Below are 22,670 nucleotides of genomic sequence, written 5' to 3' on the forward strand. Positions count from 1 at the left end.
ATGGAAAAGTCGACATTTAACAGCTTGTTTTGGAAAATATCCATTGTGTTTTTTATTCTTCTTGCAGGAGTTGGAGTAATGTACACTTATGTAAGTCACGAATATTCTAAAACCTATCTTGAGGAAGTAAACCAAAGACTCAATCACGATACCGCCAAAAATATCGTGGAGAACTCCACTAATTTTTACAATGGCGAAGTTATAAAACCAGCTCTTGAAGAAATGTTTCACCACGTGAGAGCCATCAATCCAAGTCTTGAGGTATATCTAGTCGATCCCAAAGGAAAAATAATTGCTTGGTATCCGCCGGAACGAAAAATTGCGTTGAAACAAATAAATCTAAAACCGGTTTTAAGTTTCATTGCGAATGCGAATTCCTATATTAAGGGTGACGATCCGCTTAATCCTTCGCAGCAAAAAGTATTCTCTGCGTCGCCTTTGACAATGAATAATATGCTGTACGCCTACATTTATGTGGTACTTAACGGAGAGCAACAAGAAGCAGCTTCCAACTCACTTTTTGGTGGATATTTATTAAAATTAGGCGCCAGAACAATGGGAATTACCTTATTATTTACCTTTTTAATTGGTTTGTTAATCATCAGGATAATAACTAATAATTACTCCAAAATTCTAACGGTAATGCAACAATTCCGTCAAGGAGATTTGAAAGCGAGAGTCGAATTTAAGTCTATGGGCGACGAACGACAATTGGGCGAAATGTTTAATGAAATGGCCGATATTCTAACTTTAAACATAGACAAACTCAATGAAGTCGAAAACCTTCGACGAGAACTAATTGCCAATGTTTCTCACGATTTACGAACGCCAATCGCCATCATTCGGGGCTATGTAGAAACCCTGCAAATGAAGGAAGAAACCATAACCATCGAAGAACGTAAGCAGTACATCAATACCGTACGGGAAAGTGCAGAGAAATTAGAACGATTAGTAAATGAGCTTTTTGAATTGTCAAAACTAGAAGCTAATCAAGTTTTAGCCAAAAAAGAACCCTTTATTATTAGCGAATTAGTGAGTGACATCAGCAGCAAATACCAATTGATAGCAGAAACAAAAAATATTTCTATCAATACTGTTTTGTCTAAAGAATTACCACCCGTATTTGCCGATGTTTCTTTGATTGAAAGAGTAATGCAAAACCTGATTGACAATGCTTTAAAATTCACCCCAAGTGGTGGAAAAATAGAAATAAAAACCATAAAAAGCACCGATAATAATATCGAAATATCGGTCACCGACAACGGAATAGGAATTCCTGAAAACGACAGAGAACAAATTTTTGCCCGCTATTACAAAGCCAATAATTTTACTGATTTAAAAAACAGTACAGGACTTGGGCTGGCCATTGCAAAAAAGATACTCGATTTACATCAATCGACGCTCGATTTAGTGAGCAAAGAAAACGCTGGAAGTTCTTTCATTTTTAAACTAAAATGTATTTAAAAAAAGATAGGTAGTAGACACCTTCTTTACCAACATTCTATTTCATTTATCAACCCATTTCAATAGTATTCTAAGAATGCCTGGGCGAAGCCTTGCTATAATTCAAAATAAATCGTAAACAATTAAACACTAATCTTTAAATCTTAAATTATGAATGCAACAAAAATTTCAACAGTATCGAGCGTATTACAAAATATGCTTAAAGTTTCTTTAGTAATGCTTTTTCTATTAGCATTAAACTCTTGTTCGAGTGATGATGACAATTCAAATCCTACTACACCACCAGTAGCCGGAAATGTGGCACCAGATTTTACTTTAACATCCTTGAGCAAACAAACCGTAAAACTATCGGATTCCAAAAACAAAGTTGTGGTACTTTTCTTTTTTGGAAACGAATGTCCTTCCTGCAAAGCAGCCGCTCCTTCGGTTTGTATGCAATTAAACGCACCTTTTGCCAAAAGAACTGATTTTCAACTCTATGGCATTGATCAATGGGACGGTAATGAAGCCAAAGTGCAAAGCTTTCAAACCATTACTGCAGTAAGTTTCCCCTTATTATTGATGGGGTCAGGGGTTGCGGCTAGTTACAAAACTACCTACGATCGAATTGTTGTTATCGACAAAACGGGTAAAATTATGTTCTCTGGAAATCAAGGTGCTGCCTCAGATATTGCTGCTGCAAAAGCAAAAATTGAAGAACTTTTAAAGTAAATTTCAACTTCTTTTTGGCCCAGAAAATTATAAAAAGAACCAAAAAAGAGCCCCTTATTTGGTTCTTTTTACTCTATAATGCAAATAATATGTCACTCAGGCGCGGTCTTGAAATCGTGAACAAATTAATTGTTACAAAAATTCAGTTGAAATCGCATTCCATTTTAAAATCAAAAAACTATGAAATTAATCTATTTAGCGTTGCTGTTTTTTATTGGCATTGAACTTCAGGCACAAACGATCAAAAATTTCAGCTTAAAAGATACTCAAAACAACACCAAAAGTTATGAAGATCTAAAAGGTGAAAAACTCACTGTCATCGATTTTTGGACTACTTGGTGCAAACCTTGCCTAAAATCGATTCCTGCCATCAACACCATTTACGAGCAGTACCACGACAAAGGGGTTTCCTTTATTAGCATTAATTGCGATGGTCCGCGAAGTATAGCCAAGGCAGGACCGATGAGCCAATCGCTGAAAATACAATATCCTGTACTTTTAGATATCGATTCTACCATCAAAACCCAACTCAATTTATCGGCATTCCCCACTTTAATTATTATCAATGCCAAAGGAAAAATTGTATGGTTTCACGAAGGTTTCGTTCCCGGTGACGAAAAAGAAATAATGGCTCAAATCGAAAAATACAGCAATGAAAAATAAAATAGTTTTTGCCGCCGTGGTGATGCTTTTGCTGTGCTGCACCAATCGAGGATTTGCCCAATTTTATGGCAGCAATATCCTAGAAACACAATATGGAAAATTGCCCACCGACACCATTAATTTTGGTACAGCCTACGATAGAGCTTTACTGGGCTATACCTACAAACGATTTACCGCAGGTGTAACCTTAGAAAATTATTACACTCGTTACGAAGAGCGGAATTATACACAATTCACCCAATATTCGCTAAAATACAATTCTAATATTTTAGATGTTTCCTTAGGGAACTTCAACGAAACCATCGGACGTGGCATATTACTGCGGTCGTTCGAAATTCCGGGAGCCATACTCGAAGACCAAGGCTTTAGGTCCCGCAATTATTTTTTCAGAGATGTACAAGGAGTAACTGCAAAATTGAAACTCAAAGACTTTACCACCAAAGTGATTTGGGGAAAGCCTTTGAACAATGTCTTTCCGCCGAATCAAGACAACGCCATTCGAAGGATCGATGAAATAAAAGCCATTTATTCTGATTATACATTCAAAAAACAAACTCTGGGCGCTTCATTTCTCGCACTGGACAACGACAAAGGAAATAGCAATTATAGTATGATTACGTTATCGGGCGTGCTTTCGCCAAAAATAAATTATTACACCGAAATTGCTAATGATCTCGACAATGCGGCGACTCACGCCTATTATGGCAATATCAATTTCACTTTTGATAATTTAGGCATAACCGCCGAAGTCAAGGATTACAATAATTTTCTTCTGGGCTCTGGTTTCAACGAAGTTCCAGCCTTAATCAAGGAACACAGCTACAGAGTACTCAACAGAAGCACGCACGTTGTACAACCGATCAATGAATCTGGCTACCAAATAGAAGTCTATTATACCTTCCCGGATTCCTCCGTTTTGACCCTCAACAACGCCCTGGCAAAAAATGATTTGGATAAAGAATATATTTTTCAAGAATACTTCGCCGAATATTCCTTCTCGATCGCGGCACATCACGATTTCAAACTATTTTTAGATTATGCTCAAGATCCGTTCAAGGACCAAACTGACCGCCTCTCCACCGGAATTTATGCAGATTGGAAAATAGCCGAAAAATCATCAATAAAAACGGAATATGAATTTCAGTATTTCAACCGCGGAGGCATCAATGTCCAAAATCAATTGCTAACCTTGGGGTACGCTTTCCAATCCAAATGGGTTTTCTCCTTAGTCAGTGAGCTATCTAATGATCCATTTCTAACAAATAAATCGTGGAAAACTTGGTTTGGAGGTAATTTAAAATACCAAATCAACAACGAAAATAGCTTGCAGTTATTTGCGGGACAACGTCGTGGTGGCCCTGCGTGCAATGCCGGAAATTGTTATGAAGTCTTGGATTACGAAGGAGTTGAATTGAGGTGGACCACTCGCTTTTAAGCCATAATTCTATTTTCTACCACTTGAAAATCGTTTTCAGAAAGCCATCGTTTGATGGTTTTTTTGTTCTGTAGTAAAAACCACGGCATTCACATTTAAAAAAAGTTGACACAGATTTCAATCTATTTTGATTACACGACTTATTAAAACAACTAAAATTCGTGGGATTTAGTTTTAAAACTAATACAATTTGTGCTAATTCGTGCAATTCGTGTCTGAGAATTTTAAACGCGAATGCCCTGATTAAAAACTTAACATTGACGAATTGATTTAATGATTATATTTGATAACACATAATTTACAATTAATTAACATAAAAAATCAAAATATCACATGGAAGAAAACAAAGAAGAAACAGTAAATGAAATTACTACAGAAAAAGTGGAAGAGGTTGCGAAGCCTGCAGCACGAAAACCGAGAGCTCGGAAACCAGCCACCACAGTGCGTAAACCAAAAGCAGTCGTTGAAGAAATAATCGAGCAACCCACTGTAGCCGAAACGGCAGAGGAGGTAATTATAGAAGAAACTACCTTGGAAGAAATTTTTGCACCAATAGAGGAAAAAGAAAAAAAAGAAAAAAAGAAAAAAAACAAGATGAAGGAAAAAGAAAAAGAAAAAGCGAAAAAAGCAAAGGCAAAAGAAAAAGCAAAAGCGAAAGCTAAAAAAGCAAAAAAAGCAAAGAAAGAGAAAGCTAAAAAAGCCAAACTGAAAGCCAAACTGAAAGAAAAAAAGGCCAAAGTAAAAGCTAAAAAAGCAAAGAAAAACAAAAAGAACAAAAAGAAATAGTATGATGCTATTCCATTAAAAAATCCCAAATTCCAATTGTAAAATTAGAATTTGGGATTTTTAATTGTGGTGCACTATTTATTTTTTTGCCAAAGCAGCACTCATTTCCATAGAAATAGCAGAGCGCTCCATTTTCAATTTTCCAGCCATAGTTTCGATAACAACCGTAGTTTCAGCAACCTCAGCGATTTTCCCGTGAAGTCCGCTTTTGGTGATGATTTTGTCGCCTACTTTCAAAGCACTTTCGAATTCTTTTTCTTGCTTAGCTCTTTTTTGTTGTGGTCTAATCATAAAGAAATAGATAACCACGAACATTAATAAAAAAGGCGCAAATTGAGTTAACTGTCCCATAATTTTGAATTATTTTTTTGTTTATTTATTATTAATTGTGTTGAAATTTACATTAATCCACGTCCCATCTTTTGAATTCTGTTGCCGACTTGTAGTTCTTTGACCAAATTGTCCAAAATTCCATTGATAAAAATACTACTTTTTGGTGTAGAATATTCTTTGGCCAATTCTAAGTACTCATTCAACGTCACTTTCACCGGAATCGAAGGGAATTTCAACAATTCGCAAATCGCCATTTTCAGGATAATTGTATCAATTTCTGCAATTCTTTCGGTGTCCCAATTGGGGGTTTTATCGACATATTCTTTGGCTAATTCCGATTCGTTTAAAACCGTTTTTCGGAATAAATCGCGAACAAAATCGCGGTCTTCAGCATCTTTGAAAATTTTAGGTACTTTCAAATTTCCGCCTTCTACTGGTTTTATAGCTCTTAACTGTTTGATAATCTCCGTATTTACCACCGGAATATCATCAATCCAAGTCAATTTATGATCTTCGAGATAATCGTATAATTTGTCGTTGGGAACAATTACTTCTTGAAACAAATTGGCAATAAACTCTTTGTCTTCCTCAAAATTGTTCACCGCATTGCTCATATATTTTGCATATAATTTGCTTTGCTTAATATCATTTAGGAGCAGAATAATGTAATCATCATTCAAAGTCCAATTGTTGATTTTTCGAGTTTCAAGAGCAATACTCAACGAATTATTTTCAGAAAGTATCTGAAAAATAGCGTTTTTTATGAATTTTTGATTGGGCTTGCGTTCCTCCGGAGTAGCGAGATGTTTCTGACTGGATAGGTGCAAAAATTCAGATTCTTTTTTGCAAATTTCGATCAAAGAGGAAAGCATTATAAGGTATAAATCCTGAATTGCGTCGATACTGTAAAAAAGAAATTTTTCTTCCTTTTCGAGATTATCTGACCCATTTTGATGCATCGCATAAATGGTTTGCATTACCTTAATACGAATATGTCTTCTGTTTACCACCTTGTAAGAACTTTTTTAAATTAGTTTGCAAAAATAAGAATTTCATTTTTTAAAACAGAATTAAACCTGAAAAATATCTAATTTTCCTATTACCTTTGGAATTCTAAAAGAATAAAAATCCAGATGAAAGAATTACAGCATTTAAATAAATATTTTTTCAAATACAAATACAGCTTTTTGTTGGGCATCGTGATTACGATTGTGGCGCAAATATTTTCTTTGTTTACACCGAAGTTAATCAGCAAATCCTTCACGGTCATCGAAGCGTTTGCAAAAGATAAATCCGTATCGAAAAGCATCATTCAACAAGAGTTGATTACGAACATTTTACTCATCATTGCCACCACAATAATCGCTGGTTTCTTGACTTTTCTGATGCGTCAAACCCTGATCGTGATGTCGCGCCACATCGAATTCGATTTGAAAAACGAGGTGTTCCGCCAATACGAAATGCTATCACAGAATTTTTACAAACAAAACCGCACGGGCGATTTGATGAACCGCATCAGCGAAGATGTTTCGAAAGTAAGAATGTATGTAGGCCCTGCGGTAATGTACACCATCAATACGTTCATTCGTTTTGCAATCGTCATTATGTATATGTTTAGTGTTTCGCCTCGACTCACTCTTTACACGCTGCTTCCCCTGCCGATTTTGTCGTATGCTATTTTCAAAATTAGCTCTGAAATCAATAAACGAAGTACCATTTTTCAGCAATATTTATCTAAAGTTTCGAGTTTTACACAAGAAATTTTTTCAGGAATTCGAGTGATAAAAGCGTATTCGTTAGAAGATCAACATCAAAAAAATATGGTGGATTTATCACAAGAAAGCAAAAGCAAAAGTTTGAAATTGGCCAAAATTCAAGCGCTTTTTGGTCCATTGATGTTGGCACTTATTGGAATAAGCAACTTGGTGGTGATTTATTTTGGTGGTTTAATGTACATCAACGGAACCATCAAAAGCATTGGAACCATCGCCGAATTTATTTTATATGTCAATATGCTCACTTGGCCCGTAGCCTCATTGGGTTGGGTTTCATCAATGGTGCAGGAAGCTGAAGCTTCGCAAAAACGCATCAATGAATTCCTGAAAATCGTTCCTGAAATTCAAAACAACAATCCCGAAAAATCCATAATCGAAGGCGCAATTTCTTTCGAAAATGTGAGCTACACTTACGATGACACTAATATTACGGCCTTGAAAAATGTATCTTTTACCGTTCAAGAAGGCGAAACCTTAGCGATTTTAGGGAAAACGGGATCCGGAAAATCGACGATTATTTCGTTGATTTCTAGACTGTATGACGTCAGCGAGGGACAAATTACAATCGACGAAAAAGAAATCAGCCAACTGAACTTATTCGATTTGAGAAACACCATCGGAATCGTTCCCCAAGATGCATTTTTATTTTCGGATAGCATTCGAAACAACATCAAATTTGGAAAAGAAAACGCTACCGATGAGGAGGTTGAAACGGCTGCTAAAAGTGCTGTAGTGCACGACAATATCATCGGCTTCAACAAACAATACGACACGATTTTGGGCGAAAGAGGCATTACGCTTTCTGGCGGACAAAAACAACGGGTTTCAATCGCTAGAGCTATTATCAAAAATCCAAAAATTTTGCTTCTCGACGATTGTTTATCTGCTGTAGATACCGAAACCGAAGAGGCAATTTTGAACAATCTTCAGGAAATTTGTAAAGACAAAACCACCATTATTGTCAGTCACAGAGTCTCCTCAGCTAAGAATGCCGATCGGATTATTGTTCTAGACGAAGGGCAAATTATTGAGCAAGGTTCTCATAATCAATTACTAAATCAAGAGGGCTATTATGCCGCTTTATATTTGAAACAACTTTCTGAAAAAGAATTGCAATAAATGTTGTGTAAATCAACTATTTTTTAGATTTTTGAGTACTACTTAAGAACACTAAATAGATAGAATGATTATGAGAGAACACGATTTGTTAGAAAAAGAAGAAATATTTTCGAAAGTTTTAAGAGCTGGAAGAAGAACCTATTTCTTTGATGTGAGAGCAACAAAAGCAGATGATTATTACATTACGATTACCGAAAGCAAGAAATTTACAGAAGCAGATGGTTCGTTTCATTTCAAAAAACACAAAATTTATTTATACAAGGAAGATTTTGCTGCTTTTACTGAAATTTTAGAAGAAATGACTTCGTATGTTTTGAACCATAAAGGCGAGGAAGTAATTTCTGAAAGACATCAAAAAGATTTCAAGAAAGAATACGAAGCAGAAACATTTGAAGAAGAAAAGTTACCGTCCACTTCGAATTTTACGAATATCGAATTTGATGATATTTAAATTGTAAAACAACTACCAAAATAACTAACCAATCCCTAAAAAAACCTGAAAGTCATATGATTTTCAGGCTTTTTTTTTGCAAAAAAATAATACAAAAAAATCCCAAAACTTTCGCTTTGGGACTTGTAAATCGTACAACAAATAGTGTACATCGAATATTATTTCACGTCCATCAATTCGACATCAAAAATCAAAGTTGCATTTGGTGGAATCACTCCTCCCGCCCCACTTGGCCCGTATCCTAAATCCGACGGAATGACAAAGCGAGCTTTATCGCCTACTTTCAATAATGCGATTCCTTCGTCCCAGCCTTCGATTACTTGTCCGATTCCTAATTTGAATTCGATTGGTTTTTTTCTTGGATAAGAAGAATCAAACACTTTTCCGTTTTCTAATGAACCTTCATAATGCACTGAAACTGTTTTTCCATTCTCTGCTTGTTTTCCGCTTCCTCTTTGGATAAATTGGTAACGCAAACCGCTTTCTGTTTTTTCGAAACCAGCCGCTAGTTGTTCCATTTTGGCTTCAGATTCTGCTTTCAAAGCGGCTAATTTTTTCAAACGCGCCCCTTTCAATCCTACATACGCTTCGATAGCGTTCCATTTTTGAGCTTCCTCACCTACTCTTATAATTTCGAGAGTTTCTAATTTATCGCCTTGAGCAATGGCATCTACAACATCTTGTCCTTCAACCACATTTCCGAAAACGGTATGTTTATTGTCTAACCAAGGCGTTGCCACGTGTGTGATAAAAAATTGCGAACCGTTGCTTCCCGGTCCAGAGTTTGCCATAGACAAAACACCAGGCCCATCGTGACGCAAATCTTGGTGAAACTCATCATCAAATTTATACCCTGGATCTCCCGTTCCAGTTCCTAGAGGACAACCTCCTTGAATCATAAAATCAGGAATTACTCTGTGAAAATTCAAACCATCGTAGAATTTTTGTCCTTGAGGTTTAATTTTGTTCTCCATATTTCCTTCAGCTAGGGCAACAAAGTTTCCTACAGTTCCCGGTGTCAATTCGTGAGTAAGTTTAACTAAAATCGAACCTTTTGCAGTGTTGAATTTAGCATATATTCCGTTTTCCATTTCTTTTATTTTTTTTAATGAAGTGCAAATTTACAAAAATTATTAGTTTTCCGTTTTATATGGAGGCACTAAATTATGAATTAGGTTTTTTCAACTGATTGATAATCGAAATAACATCCTGATTTCCCAAACCAGAATTCAAAGCATTAGTGTAAGTATCTATAATAGCATCTGTCAATGCGAAATTCACTCCATTTTTCTGAGCCAACAATACATCTTTATGCATTAAACTCAAGGCAAATGCCGCTTGATAATCATCCTTAATCAACATTGGGGTTTTCACCCTAGAAGCACCACTCCCACAGGCACTTTCGTTAATAATTTCTAACAAATCCGAACGATCAATACCATTATTTTCGGCAAACAACACCGTTTCTGCTAAGCCTAAATACAATATGGAAAGATAATAATTCACGCTCAATTTGGTTGCAATTCCTTTGCCATTGACCCCAACGTGTTTGATGAATTTACCCAATTTTTCAAAATAAGGCATCGCCTTAGTCAGATCCGCTGCGTCTCCGCCTACCATAATGGTTAGCGTTCCATTGGCCGCGGGTTGCGTACTTCCGGCCACAGGAGCATCTAGAAAGGAAGCTTTTTTCTGTTTTAGTCTTTGGGCAGTACTCACGGAAAGTTGTTCCGAAATGGTACTCATATCAATAAAAAGTTTCCCCGCTATGTCGTCCATCCCAAGAATTTCGCCAAAGACGGCCTCAAGGGCTTCGTCATTACTGAGCATTGTAAAAATGATGTCGGATTGCGCTACTAATTCTCTACTATTTTTAGCGATTGTGACACCTGTATTTTCGAAAGGTTTTGTCTTTAGAATATTTCTGTTAAATACCGTTAGTGGAAAACCTGCTTTGGACAAATTGCTTGCCATTGGCGTTCCCATATTGCCGAGACCGATCCAGCCTATCTGTTTCATATTTGCTATTTTTTGATTGGAATGTAAATTTACTATATAAATTCAGGAATGAATGCAGTATAATCGTATTTTTGAAATACTAAAAATAAAATCATTATGAGCTCAATTTATAATGCGAGTGACAATGCTGCGATACTTTCCAGAATTGAATCTCTTAAACCAGAAAGCAAGGCGCTCTGGGGGAAAATGACAGTTGATCAAATGCTGAAACACACCAACGAAGCCATTCTGATTGCTTTTGATGAAAAAACCTTGAAAATTAATTTCCTAATGCGATTTTTAGGAAAAATGATGAAGCATAAAATTTTCAATTCCGAATTTAAAAAAAATAGTCCCACAGCTCCTGAATTTATTTTCAAAGAACACTATGATTTTGAAGCTGCAAAAAAAGATTTGACCATCAATTTTAGCCGTTTTGCCCAAGGTCCGGAGGCAATCAAAATCACCGAACATCCGTTTTGGGGAAAGATGACATCCGAAGATTGGGATAAATTGATGTGGAAACATTTGGATCATCATTTAAAACAATTTGGGGTTTAAACTCGCTATACATCGCTTATTCATCTTACTATTATGAGCATCGTTCGTCACAAACATTTCTTTTTGTCCTATTCTGAAGAGCACGAACAAGCAGAATGGGCCGCTTACTATTTAACCAGCGATAAGAACAACCGCCACCATTATCAAAGACCGTATTTCAAACAAGACCCGCTGGTCGATACCGAATCAGCGCATTGGAGAAATTACAAAAATACAGGTTTCGACAAAGGGCATCTGGTGCCTGCTGCTGATATGAAATTCAGTCAAGAAGCGTACAACGAAACTTTTTTAACCTCGAATGTAGCGCCACAAAATAGAGATTTCAATTCTGGAATATGGAATAGACTCGAAGAAAAAGTACGATATTGGGCCGATAAATATACTGCAATTTTTATTGTAACGGGAAGCGTACTTCATAGTCAACTCACAAAAATTGGCGACGAAGACGTGTCTGTTCCTGATTATTTTTACAAAATCGTAGTTCGAGTGCAAAATGACGCATTAGTAATGATTCCGTTTTTGGTACCCAATGAAAAGTCAGATGCTGCGCTGTATCATTTTGCCACTACCATCGAAAAAATCGAGGAAATCACTGGAATCAATTTCAATGAAAAACTGGCCGAGAAAATTGAAGAAAAAATAGAAAAAGAACTCAATTACAAAGAATGGAGTTTTTATTGATTCCTTTCTGTGCCACCTCGCTCGGCAAAGTCTCTAGCTAAGAAATTGTGTTCCTCAGTATTTCACTGACTTAGAAATTAAATAACTAAAACAAAATCGGTTGAAAACTGAAAGTTACTACATCAAAGTTGGGAGACTTTGCGAAGCCTTGGTATCTTGGCGGTAGCCAAAGCTCTATTCCCTATAAAAACTAAATAATGGGTAAGGGATTTTATGCTCAAAAGTGACCGAAAACACTATAAAACGATTTTGAAATCGCTCCAAAAAAAAAGAGGCGCACTTGCCTCTTGATCCCGACCCTTCGGGGCTCTCTCAAAACTTTACGACAACTCCATAGTGTTGGCGGCAGGTACTCCGGTTCCGTTCAACAGGAGCTTCATTGTTCGTGCTGCGCACGCAAGGAAACTCTAGCTGTTAGCAGAAGTTTTTTATTTTGATTTAAGACATAATCCATTATCTCCGATTGCAAAAACTGAATTTCCAATTGTTATTATTTTTGAAATTGGCGTATTTGTTTTGTCGTAAATTACTTTCCAATTTTTTCCGCCATTTTCAGTCTTCAATATTTTACCTTCGTATGTTGATAAGAACCCTATTTGTTCATTTTTATAAGAAATACTTAATGGTAAATAACCTATTGTAGATATTTTCATCCAAGACATTCCTCCATTTAAAGTTTTGAAAATTTCTTGATTAATATTTGAGTAAAACCCAATATTTTCATCAACAAAACTAATTGAAGTTATATTTATAGATGAAGTTATTTTAATCCAATTTACACCATTATCGACTGTTTTAACAATTTCACCTTCATTAAAGTTATCAAAATTACTACCTCCACACGCATAGCCAACATTATTTTCAAATTGTAAATTACTTAAACTATAATAGGTATTTGTATTATATTTTTCAACCCAATTATTGCCACCGTTAGTTGTTTTAAGTATTCTTCCTCCTTGAGTAATAAATCCTAAATTATCATCTCTAAAATTTATAGAAAAAATACTACTCCCATTTAAGCTCCCAATCTCATTAAAACTAGAGCCAGAATTTTGTGTTTTATATAATCCAATTCTTGCAGTAAAAAAACTATTTTCATTTAAAATAAATGCACTTAAAAAGCTATGATTAATTCCGACATTTAACTTATTCCAAGTTTTACCACCATCATTTGTTTTTGCAAAATATCCTAGCGTTCCACATACGATGCCTTGGTTTTCATTAATAAACGAAATATCAGTCAATCCTTGGGTTGTATTTATTTCAATTTTTCGAAAATAATCACTTGATAGTTCATTATTATCATCCTTTCCACAAGATATTAGCGTAATTAAAAAAAGTAAAATTATATGTTTTCTCATTTTCACAAATGTTTAGTTTAAAATTTCTGCTAACTCATTTATAGGCAAAATAAACCTTCGTATACGAACCCAAAAAAGGGTATATTGGCGAAGGTTTATTTCGCTTTATTATGTATCAAATATATAAAATTTATATTACAAATTTTAAAATATAAATGATTATTTTTCTCTAAAAATCTATCAGTTAAGACCACAAGATTGCAATTAAGTGCTGGAAATAGCTCCTCAAAAAAAACTTTGTACCTTTGCAACCTAGAAAATAAAAAAATGCGCATAGATATTATTACCGTTTTACCTGAATTATTGCGAAGTCCGTTTGAGGCTTCGATGATGAAACGTGCCATCGACAAGGGAATTGTAGAAGTTCATTTTCATAATCTGCGAGATTACACGACCAACAAACAAAAAAGTGTCGACGATTATCCCTATGGTGGCGGCGCCGGAATGGTGATGAATATTCAACCTATCGACGATTGCATCACGCATTTGAAAAGCGAAAGAACCTACGACGAAGTCATTTATATGTCACCCGACGGAGAAACTTTGAAACAAAAAATGGCCAACACGATGTCGATGTACGAGAATATCATCATTCTTTGTGGGCATTACAAAGGTGTGGACCAACGTGTTCGCGACCATTTTATTACCAAAGAAATCTCGATTGGCGACTATGTTTTGAGCGGCGGAGAATTGGGCGCTTTGGTTTTATGTGATGCTTTAATACGACTAATTCCCGGAGTTTTGAGCGATGAAACTTCGGCTTTGACGGATAGTTTTCAGGATAATTTATTGTCTGGACCAATATACACAAGACCTGCCGATTACAAAGGTTGGAAAGTTCCTGAGGTTCTCACTAGCGGAAATTTTGCCAAAATCGACAAATGGCGCGAGGATATGGCGTATGAACATACTAAGAACAGACGACCGGATTTGTTGGAATAAACAGCCCCCTAACCCCCAAAGGGGGAATTTAAAACTATCGTAAAAATTTTTAAACTTTAAACTTTAAACTTTAAACATTTTTAATTACATTTGCACCCTCATTAGACCAACCTCTGGCGAAAACCGTGAATGTTGCTCTATTTTAAATCATAATAAATAAAAAAGATGGCAGATTTATTGAAATTCGTACAAGACGAGTTTGTAACAAGAAAAGATTTCCCTGAGTTTGGAGCTGGTGATACTATCACAGTTTTCTATGAAATTAAAGAGGGTGAAAAAACAAGAACACAGTTTTTTAAAGGTGTTGTAATTCAAAGAAGAGGTTCTGGAATCACAGAAACTTTTACTATTCGTAAAATGTCAGGTTCAGTTGGAGTGGAGCGTATTTTCCCAGTAAACTTGCCAGCTTTGCAAAAAATCGAAATCAACAAAAAAGGTCACGTTCGTAGAGCAAGAATTTTCTACTTTAGAGAACTTACCGGTAAAAAAGCTAAGATTAGAGATAAAAGAAGATAGTCAAATTATCTTTTTACCTTTAAGTCCCGATTATTTCGGGACTTTTTTTTGCTCTAAACCGAAGGAATGCTAGGATAAGGCGCAGTAAATAGTAAGTCAAATTTTTCAATTTAATAAAAAAATCAAGCTAAATTTAACTATTCTCTTTTCGCAAATTAAAAAATAATAATATCATAAATATTAGCTAAAATTGAAACATATTAGGACTGATTAACTATTTACGAAAACGTTTTTCTTACATTTGTAGCCCGAAAATAATATTAAGTAATTTTTCAGTATAATGTCTACAAAATCTAAAATTTTTTACACGCTTACCGACGAGGCGCCTTTATTGGCCACCTATTCTTTTTTACCAATTGTACAAGCAATTACCACCACTTCTAATATAGAAATTGAGACTAGAGATATTTCTCTTGCGGGTAGAATTTTATCCAACTTTCCTGAATTCTTGAAAGAAGATCAAAAAGTAGCAGATGCTTTATCGGAATTGGGACAACTGGCCAACACTCCCGAAGCCAATATCATCAAATTACCGAATGTTTCCGCATCGGTACCGCAATTAAAAACGGCTATTTCGGAATTGCAATCGCACGGTTATGCGGTTCCAAATTTTCCTGATGAACCTGCAAATGAAGAAGAAGTCGCTGTAAAAGGTAAATATTCTAAAATTTTAGGTTCTGCCGTGAATCCTGTTTTACGCGAAGGAAACTCGGATCGTCGAGCGCCAAAAGCCATAAAAAACTATGCCAAAGCCAACCCACATACTATGGGAGCTTGGTCCTCTGAATCAAAAACCAAAGTCGCTTCGATGGAAACGGGTGACTTTTACGGAAGTGAAAAATCGGTTACGATTGCAGCAGCAACAGATGTGAAAATTGAGTTGGTGACCAAAGACGGCTCCACTACTGTTTTGAAAGCAAGCACTCCATTAAAAGCGGGTGAAATTATCGACAGTTCGGTAATGCACTTGAAAGAGTTGAAAAGTTTCGTAACCAAAACCATAAAAGAAGCCAAAGAACATAACCTATTGCTGTCGGTTCACTTGAAAGCAACGATGATGAAAGTATCAGACCCCATTATTTTTGGTGCCGTGGTGGAAGTATATTTCAAGGAGGTTTTCGAAAAATACGCCGCTTTATTTGATCAATTAAATGTTGATACCCGAAATGGTTTGGGTGATGTGTATGCAAAAATTGCTGGACATGCAATGCAAGCTGAAATTGAAGCCGCCATAAACCAAGCTATCGAAAACGGTCCCGCCTTGGCGATGGTCAATTCAGATAAGGGAATCACCAATCTTCAAGTTCCATCAGATGTAATTGTCGATGCCTCAATGCCAGCGATGATTCGTACTTCGGGGCAGATGTACAATAAAGAAGGTAAGCAGCAGGATACCATCGCTATGATACCAGACCGTTGTTATTCTGGAATTTATACCGCCACCATCGATTTTTGTAAAAAACACGGTGCCTTCGACCCAACAACTATGGGAAGTGTTCCAAACGTAGGTTTGATGGCACAAAAAGCAGAAGAATATGGTTCTCACGACAAAACCTTTCAAATCATTGCAGACGGAGTGGTTCGTGTTGTGGATGCTAACGGAACCGTTTTAATGGAACAAGCTGTTGAAGCAAAAGATATTTTCAGAATGTGTCAGGTTAAAGACGCTCCAATTCAGGATTGGGTAAAACTAGCTGTAAACAGAGCGCGATTATCGAATACGCCAGCCGTATTTTGGTTAGACGAAAAAAGAGCACACGACAGAGCATTGATCGAAAAAGTAACCCAATATTTAAAAGATTTTGATACCACAGGTTTAGACATTCGAATCCTAAATCCGGTGGAGGCTACGAACTTTACCTTGGAAAGAATCGTCAAAGGCTTGGATACCATTTCGGTAACGGGCAATGTATTGCGTGACTATCTCACCGATTTATTCCCAATTCTTGAAGTGGGAACTTCGGCCAAAATGTTGTCTATCGTTCCCTTAATGAATGGTGGAGGTTTGTTCGAAACTGGTGCTGGCGGATCGGCTCCGAAGCATGTGCAGCAATTTGTAGAAGAAGGCTATCTGCGTTGGGATTCGCTAGGAGAATTTTTGGCATTAGGCGCTTCTTTAGAATATATTGGACAAACACACAACAATCCGAAGGCGATTGTTCTCGCAGAAACCCTAGATGTCGCCACCGAGAAATTCTTGGCCAATGACAAATCTCCCGCGCGTAAAGTGGGACAAATCGACAACCGAGGTTCTCATTTTTATTTGGCAATGTATTGGGCAGAAGCCTTGGGAGCACAAGACAAAGACGCTGAACTCAAAGCCACATTTGTTCCAATCGCTGCTGAATTTTTTGCAAATGAAGCTAAAATCAACGCCGAATTGATCGGATCACAAGGAAAACCGCAAAATATTGGCGGATACTATCAACCCAATCCGGAATTGACTAGTAAGGCGATGCGTCCGAGTGAAACATTCAATTCGATATTGGCAAAAATCGCTTAATACACCATAAAATTTCTATAAATATCTAAAAGACAGCTGGAAAAGGCTGTCTTTTTTATTTCACAAAACTTTAACACTTGTCTAGTAAAAACATCTAAAAACATAACGAAATTTGCATAACAAAATTTTCGAAATGAACGCTATTAAAATCAAAGTCCTACTCCTGTTTTTGTCGCTGTCGCTTACTTCTTTTGCTCAAGAAACTAATTCAGGTGATGCCTCAAAACAAAAAATCACCATCAGCGGAACTATAACAGATTCTAAAAATAACGAAACATTAATTGGTGTTAATGTATCTATTTTAGAATTGAAAACTGGGGTAACAACCAATGAATACGGGTTTTATTCAATAACCTTGCCCAAAGGGAGCTATACTTTACAAATCAACTATTTAGGTTTCCAGACCATCGAGGAAAAAATTGAATTGACACAAAACATTAAAAAAAGTTTTAAACTCGTTAGTAGCGAACAACAATTGAAAGAAGTTGTTATCACTACCAATAGAAAAAGCACCAATATCAAAACACCCGAAATGAGTGTCAACAAACTCTCGATGGCCACTATTAAAAAAATGCCAGTGGTTTTAGGTGAAGTCGATGTGATAAAATCCTTATTACTTCTTCCCGGCGTGACCAGCGCTGGCGAAGGCCAATCGGGTTTCAATGTTCGTGGTGGTGGCGCTGACCAAAACTTAATTTTATTGGACGAAGCCACCATTTTCAACTCTTCACACGTTTTTGGGTTCTTCTCGGTTTTCAATCCCGATGCGATTAAAGATTTAAAATTGTACAAAGGTGGAATTCCTTCGCGTTATGGTGGTCGAGCTTCTTCGGTTTTAGACATTTATCAAAAAGACGGAAATAGCAATTCCTTTCATATGAATGGCGGAGTTGGACTAATTTCTAGCCGTTTATTGGCCGAAGGGCCGCTGGTGAAAGACAAAGGTTCTTTCCTTGTTGGAGGTAGAACTTCCTATGCGCATTTGTTCTTGAAGTTGACTGATAATAATAATTCTGCTTCATTTTATGATTTGAATGCCAAACTGCACTACGAAGTAAACCCGAACAATAACCTCTATATTTCCAGTTATTTTGGTCGAGATTTTTTTAATATTAGTAAAGAATTCCAAAATACCTATGGAAACGCCACCTTCAATTTGAGATGGAATCATTTGTTTTCAGAACGACATTTTTCCAATTTATCAGCCATTTTTAGTGATTATTATTATGGATTAACACTAACCTCTGTTGGTTTTGATTGGCAATCGAGTATCAAAAACTTCAATTTGAAATACGATTTGAAATATTATTTGAATGACAAAATCAAATTGAATTATGGATTAAACTCCATTTATTACAAATTCAATCCCGGAACAATTAAACCCATTGATGAGAATTCCAGTATCAATTTCAGTCAATTAGATAAAAAGAATGCATTTGAACCTGCGATTTACCTAGAAGCTGAACACCAGGCATCGCCAAAACTATCCTTTTTATACGGTTTGCGTTATAGTATGTTTTACAGATTGGGAGCATCGACTGTCAATTTATACAAAGACGGTTTAGCCGTAACGTACAATGACCAACTCAAAATTTACGAAAAAGGTGTTCCCATCGGAACAAAAGAATATGGCTACAACGAGGTAATTACGTCCTTTTCAAATCTAGAACCACGTTTCTCGAGTTCGTATATTTTAAACGAAAAATCATCGGTAAAAGCAAGCTATAATCGAATGGTGCAATACTTACAATTGGTTTCGAACACCGCCTCACCAACTCCATTGGATATTTGGACCCCAAGTGACGAATACATTCAACCGCAAATTGCCGATCAAGTAGCTGTGGGTTATTTTAGAAATTTCAACAATGACCGGTATTCATTAGAAGTCGAAAGCTTTTACAAAAAAATAAAAAATAGAATTGATTATATTGATGGCGCCGATTTGATTGCCAATAATGCCATCGAACAAGTCATCCTCAACGGACAGTTAAGAGCGTATGGTCTTGAATTATTACTACGCAAGAACTCAGGCAAACTCAATGGTTGGATTGCCTATACCCTATCCAATTCCGAACAACAAACACCCGGCAGAACACCAAATGAATCCGGAATAAACAATGGCAATTGGTACAAAACAGGCTTTCATAAATTACATAATCTGGCCGTAACAGCCAACTATAGTTTAAGCCCTAAATGGACATTTGGAGGAAATTTTATTCTGCAATCTGGGCAACCCGTAACCTTCCCGAATGGGCAATACGAGTATCAAGGAATCGTAATTCCAAGTTATGGCGCTAGAAACGAAGACAACCTGCCACTGTATCATCATTTAGATTTATCGGCAACTTATATTCCCAAACCCAACAAAACAAAAGGCTGGCAAGGCGAATGGGTATTTAGTGTTTACAACATTTACAATCGAAAAAATGCAGCATCCATCAGTTTTAGAGAAAACCAAATTTCCGGCTCAAATGAAGCTGTTAAACTCTCCATTTTTGGCGCAGTCCCTTCTGTAAGTTATAATTTCAAATTCTAATATCATGAAAATCACAAAATATATAGCCTTATTCTTTGCATCTCTATTCTTTGCAAGTTGCGAAGATGTTATCGAGGTCGATTTGAACACAGCCGCGCCACGATTAGTAATCGATGCTGCTATCAATTGGCAAAAAGGCACCACCGGAGCAAATCAAAAAATTATTTTATCGACCACCACTGATTTTTATAGCAATGTGATTCCAAAAGTTTCTGGAGCTACTGTTTCTATAAAAAGCGGGGGAAATTTAACGTATGTTTTTACTGAAATTCCCAACACAGGCGAATACCAATGCAGCACATTCAAACCCATAATTGACGAAAGTTATACTTTGACTGTTGTTTATAAAGGCGAAACTTACACGTCTACAGAAACACTCAAATCTGTCACGCCAATAGCTAGAATTGAACAAAAGGATAACGGAGGATTTTCAGGCAAAGATTACGAAATACAAGTATTCTTTCAGGACCCTATTGCCAAAAACTTCTATATGGTAAAATTCTTTCCCGACATTTTCAAAGCACCAAGTTACAGCATCATCAAAGACGAATACACCAACGGAAATGAAAAGTCCTGGCAGTTTAGCGACGAAGACCTAAAAGTAGGTGGAAAAATTGCCATCACGCATTACGGAGTTTCGGAATCGTACTATAATTATATGAACAAAATCATTTCCCTTTCGAGTAGTTCCGGTGGCGGAAGTCCTTTCCAAACGCCGCCAGCAACCGTTAGAGGAAATATTGTAAACCAAAAAAATATCGACAACTATGCCTTGGGATTTTTCTCTTTAAGCGAAGTCGATGTTCGAGAGTACACCATTCAATAAGGAGCTAATCCAGCCATTCATTACAAGTCCTCCCTTAAAAAACTATTTTTCTAAGCTCTAAAAGGAGCTTCTCCCGAAGCTTCGGGAGTCGCTCTTTTAGAACAAGAAAAATTAGTTTTTTGCAGTCCGGGCTTTCCATTGCTGTCTGGGCTAGTGATTGTAGATTTTTGATTAACGACTTTTGATTTCAGATGTTTTAGAATTGTAAAATCAACGATCTTCTATTTTTGCATACATTTGCACAAAATCTGAAATCTAAAATCAGAACTCTAAAATCTAAATTCAAATGTCTTCACACCACATTGTTCGCGATGACCAAGAACCCGCTTTAATTATTGCCAACGGAGCTTCCTGCAAACAGGAGTTGTTGGGACAATTACTCGAATGGTCTCCATTAGTAATCGTACTCGATTCGGCGATGGAACGTGTTTTGGACTTAAACATAAAAGTCGATGTGCTGTTGGGGGACTTCGATCGAGGTTTTGATCCTAATTACTACAAGGAAAAACAATTCCCATTGGACATTGTTCACACCCCAGACCAAAACAAAACCGATTTAGAAAAAGCATTTGATTATCTGATAGAAAGAAAAATTCCGGCGGTAAATGTGGTTTGGGCTACCGGAAAAAGAGCCGATCACACCATAACCAACATCACCACGATTTCTAAATACCGAAATCTATTAAAAATAGTACTTCTCGACGATCATTCAAGAGTTTTTCTGTTGCCCAAAAAATTCCAAAAATGGTATCCAGCCCGTACAACTATATCGCTAATTCCTGTTGGACAAGTCACCGGAATTCATTCGCAAAACCTCTATTATCCGCTAGCAAACGATAGCTTAACTATTGGCTACAGAACAGGAAGCAGCAACCACGTCAAAGAAGATGGTTTGGTTGTTATAGAACATGAACAAGGGGATTTGTTATTGATGGAATGTTGGGATTAACTGCAATAGATTTTAAAAAAGTATGTAAAAATTCTGCATTCTGACGCGAAATTAAAGTATCCAAACGAAGAATTTAAAATTGTTTTTTAATTCTTATCGAAAAAAGTGGCAGAAAATCTTTGCGTTACCCTTCGATTAAAAATTATACAGGAATATTTCGATGTTTCCTTAATTGTAAATAACAAATCACGTAACTTCATTCAATTGAGTTCTTTTTTTACCTCTTTATTTTTTATTGTTATCTCAATTTTTTTTTATAAAAAACAAAATAATTTCTTTTTTTTGTAGAAATTTGAAAACCAACACTATAAACTACCTTCGATGCTTTATTTAAAAAATATATTCCTTTTGTTGTTAGTGATTCATCTCTACTTCACTTCTGTACCAATCTATGCACAATCGAACAGTGACCATAAAAATTTTTATAAATTTACCAACCTACAAAAAGGCTTAGCTTTTATTGGTTTAACAGGCGGAGCTAGTACCAGAACTAGTGTAAACGAAGACATCTTAATTTTAAAAATTATTGATAAACAAAAAGACGGATATAATATTCAACTTAATGGTGGGTATTTTTTAAGTAAGTCATTTGCCGTTGGAGGCATAATTAAATATGACTGGGCAAAATTGAATCAGGTTTTAGAAAATTCAGAAGGCGCGATTACTTATGTAAAAGAGGCAAAAACCAGCCTTGGAGGAGGTGTTTTTATGAAAAATTATCTTCCCATAGCTCCCAATGGGAGATTCAACCTTTTTAATGTAGTTGGCTTAGGAATGAATGTTGAAAATAAAGTTTCTGAACAAACCACCGATGATATATTAACCCGCTATTATACCACGACTAACAATTATAGTATCGGAATAACCCCTGGTATCCAGGTTTTTATTATAAAAGGATTTGCAACTGAGGTCGGAGTAAATCTTGCTGGATTAACTCATTCTAACAAAAAAACCACTGTAAATCAGATAGAAAGTTCCACAGTTAAAAGTAGCGATTTGGATTTAAAATTAAATATTTTATCTTTAAATATTAGCTTTTATTACTTTTTTAAAACTTAAT

At 36.2% G+C, this 22,670-nt stretch carries 21 protein-coding genes; 16 read left to right on the forward strand and 5 right to left on the reverse strand.

Annotated features, from left to right (window positions below):
• From E1750_RS05560 to E1750_RS05580, 5 genes are all read left to right on the forward strand, one after another.
• Nucleotides 1–1,464 (forward strand): sensor histidine kinase, encoded by a 1,464-nt coding sequence (locus tag E1750_RS05560; RefSeq protein WP_133275823.1) that lies wholly within the window; start codon nt 1–3, stop codon nt 1,462–1,464.
• A gap of 150 nt (nt 1,465–1,614) precedes the next feature.
• On the forward strand, nt 1,615–2,175 hold the full coding sequence (locus tag E1750_RS05565) for a peroxiredoxin family protein (RefSeq protein ID WP_133275824.1): 561 nt from the start codon (nt 1,615–1,617) through the stop codon (nt 2,173–2,175).
• 180 nt (nt 2,176–2,355) lie between these two features.
• Nucleotides 2,356–2,838, forward strand: coding sequence for a TlpA family protein disulfide reductase (locus E1750_RS05570; protein WP_133275825.1), 483 nt, complete (start codon nt 2,356–2,358; stop codon nt 2,836–2,838).
• Nucleotides 2,828–4,273 carry a DUF6029 family protein gene (locus E1750_RS05575; protein WP_133275826.1) on the forward strand — a complete coding sequence of 482 codons (1,446 nt, stop codon included), beginning with the start codon at nt 2,828–2,830 and terminating at the stop codon, nt 4,271–4,273. The genes E1750_RS05570 and E1750_RS05575 overlap by 11 nt, the downstream gene beginning before the upstream one ends.
• Nucleotides 4,274–4,606: 333 nt before the next feature.
• Entirely contained in the window at nt 4,607–5,059 is a 453-nt protein-coding gene (locus tag E1750_RS05580) for a hypothetical protein (protein ID WP_133275827.1), read from the forward strand.
• A gap of 78 nt (nt 5,060–5,137) precedes the next feature.
• On the opposite strand, the gene yajC is transcribed toward E1750_RS05580, so the two are convergent.
• Nucleotides 5,138–5,410: a preprotein translocase subunit YajC gene (yajC, locus tag E1750_RS05585; protein ID WP_133275828.1), complete on the reverse strand. Its 273-nt coding sequence runs from the start codon at nt 5,408–5,410 to the stop codon at nt 5,138–5,140.
• 47 nt (nt 5,411–5,457) lie between these two features.
• A complete protein-coding gene (gene nusB, locus E1750_RS05590) occupies nt 5,458–6,369 on the reverse strand; it encodes a transcription antitermination factor NusB (protein ID WP_133278086.1) in 912 nt (303 codons plus the stop codon).
• Nucleotides 6,370–6,525: 156 nt separating this feature from the next.
• Between nusB and E1750_RS05595 the strand changes: the two genes are divergently transcribed.
• Together E1750_RS05595 and E1750_RS05600 are read left to right on the forward strand one after the other, a co-directional pair.
• The gene (locus tag E1750_RS05595) at nt 6,526–8,286 is read left to right on the forward strand and encodes an ABC transporter ATP-binding protein (RefSeq protein ID WP_133275829.1); all 1,761 of its coding nucleotides are present in this window, start codon (nt 6,526–6,528) and stop codon (nt 8,284–8,286) included.
• 70 nt (nt 8,287–8,356) lie between these two features.
• A complete protein-coding gene (locus E1750_RS05600) occupies nt 8,357–8,737 on the forward strand; it encodes a PUR family DNA/RNA-binding protein (protein ID WP_165698085.1) in 381 nt (126 codons plus the stop codon).
• A 158-nt stretch (nt 8,738–8,895) separates the two neighbouring features.
• Here E1750_RS05600 and E1750_RS05605 read toward each other — a convergent pair whose 3' ends face one another.
• Nucleotides 8,896–9,828, reverse strand: coding sequence for a peptidylprolyl isomerase (locus tag E1750_RS05605; protein WP_133275831.1), 933 nt, complete (start codon nt 9,826–9,828; stop codon nt 8,896–8,898).
• Nucleotides 9,829–9,901: 73 nt separating this feature from the next.
• Nucleotides 9,902–10,756, reverse strand: coding sequence for an NAD(P)-dependent oxidoreductase (locus E1750_RS05610; protein ID WP_133275832.1), 855 nt, complete (start codon nt 10,754–10,756; stop codon nt 9,902–9,904).
• Nucleotides 10,757–10,852: 96 nt separating this feature from the next.
• Here E1750_RS05610 and E1750_RS05615 point away from each other — a divergent pair, with 96 nt between their 5' ends.
• The gene (locus tag E1750_RS05615) at nt 10,853–11,296 is read left to right on the forward strand and encodes a DUF1569 domain-containing protein (protein WP_133275833.1); all 444 of its coding nucleotides are present in this window, start codon (nt 10,853–10,855) and stop codon (nt 11,294–11,296) included.
• A 33-nt stretch (nt 11,297–11,329) separates the two neighbouring features.
• A complete protein-coding gene (locus tag E1750_RS05620; protein ID WP_133275834.1) occupies nt 11,330–11,977 on the forward strand; it encodes a DNA/RNA non-specific endonuclease in 648 nt (215 codons plus the stop codon).
• 428 nt (nt 11,978–12,405) lie between these two features.
• On the opposite strand, the gene E1750_RS05625 is transcribed toward E1750_RS05620, so the two are convergent.
• Nucleotides 12,406–13,338, reverse strand: a complete 933-nt coding sequence (locus E1750_RS05625) for a WD40/YVTN/BNR-like repeat-containing protein (protein ID WP_133275835.1) — start codon at nt 13,336–13,338, stop codon at nt 12,406–12,408.
• Nucleotides 13,339–13,605: 267 nt separating this feature from the next.
• Between E1750_RS05625 and trmD the strand changes: the two genes are divergently transcribed.
• The 7 genes from trmD to E1750_RS05660 all read left to right on the forward strand — a co-directional run bounded on the left by trmD (nt 13,606) and on the right by E1750_RS05660 (nt 22,669).
• Nucleotides 13,606–14,280 carry a tRNA (guanosine(37)-N1)-methyltransferase TrmD gene (gene trmD / locus E1750_RS05630; RefSeq protein ID WP_133275836.1) on the forward strand — a complete coding sequence of 225 codons (675 nt, stop codon included), beginning with the start codon at nt 13,606–13,608 and terminating at the stop codon, nt 14,278–14,280.
• Between the two features lie 165 nt (nt 14,281–14,445).
• Nucleotides 14,446–14,796 carry a 50S ribosomal protein L19 gene (rplS, locus tag E1750_RS05635; RefSeq protein ID WP_133275837.1) on the forward strand — a complete coding sequence of 117 codons (351 nt, stop codon included), beginning with the start codon at nt 14,446–14,448 and terminating at the stop codon, nt 14,794–14,796.
• Between the two features lie 280 nt (nt 14,797–15,076).
• Nucleotides 15,077–17,299: an NADP-dependent isocitrate dehydrogenase gene (locus E1750_RS05640; RefSeq protein WP_133275838.1), complete on the forward strand. Its 2,223-nt coding sequence runs from the start codon at nt 15,077–15,079 to the stop codon at nt 17,297–17,299.
• A 133-nt stretch (nt 17,300–17,432) separates the two neighbouring features.
• Nucleotides 17,433–19,835, forward strand: coding sequence for a TonB-dependent receptor (locus tag E1750_RS05645; protein WP_133275839.1), 2,403 nt, complete (start codon nt 17,433–17,435; stop codon nt 19,833–19,835).
• Nucleotides 19,836–19,839: 4 nt separating this feature from the next.
• Nucleotides 19,840–20,661 (forward strand): DUF4249 domain-containing protein, encoded by an 822-nt coding sequence (locus tag E1750_RS05650; protein ID WP_133275840.1) that lies wholly within the window; start codon nt 19,840–19,842, stop codon nt 20,659–20,661.
• A gap of 286 nt (nt 20,662–20,947) precedes the next feature.
• Complete coding sequence (locus E1750_RS05655) at nt 20,948–21,610, forward strand: thiamine diphosphokinase (protein WP_133275841.1); 663 nt, start codon at nt 20,948–20,950, stop codon at nt 21,608–21,610.
• Nucleotides 21,611–21,931: 321 nt separating this feature from the next.
• Nucleotides 21,932–22,669, forward strand: a complete 738-nt coding sequence (locus tag E1750_RS05660; protein WP_133275842.1) for a hypothetical protein — start codon at nt 21,932–21,934, stop codon at nt 22,667–22,669.
• The last annotated feature ends 1 nt before the right edge of the window (nt 22,670 follow it).

The sequence above is a fragment of the Flavobacterium nackdongense genome (genome assembly GCF_004355225.1).
GTDB lineage: Bacteria > Bacteroidota > Bacteroidia > Flavobacteriales > Flavobacteriaceae > Flavobacterium > Flavobacterium nackdongense.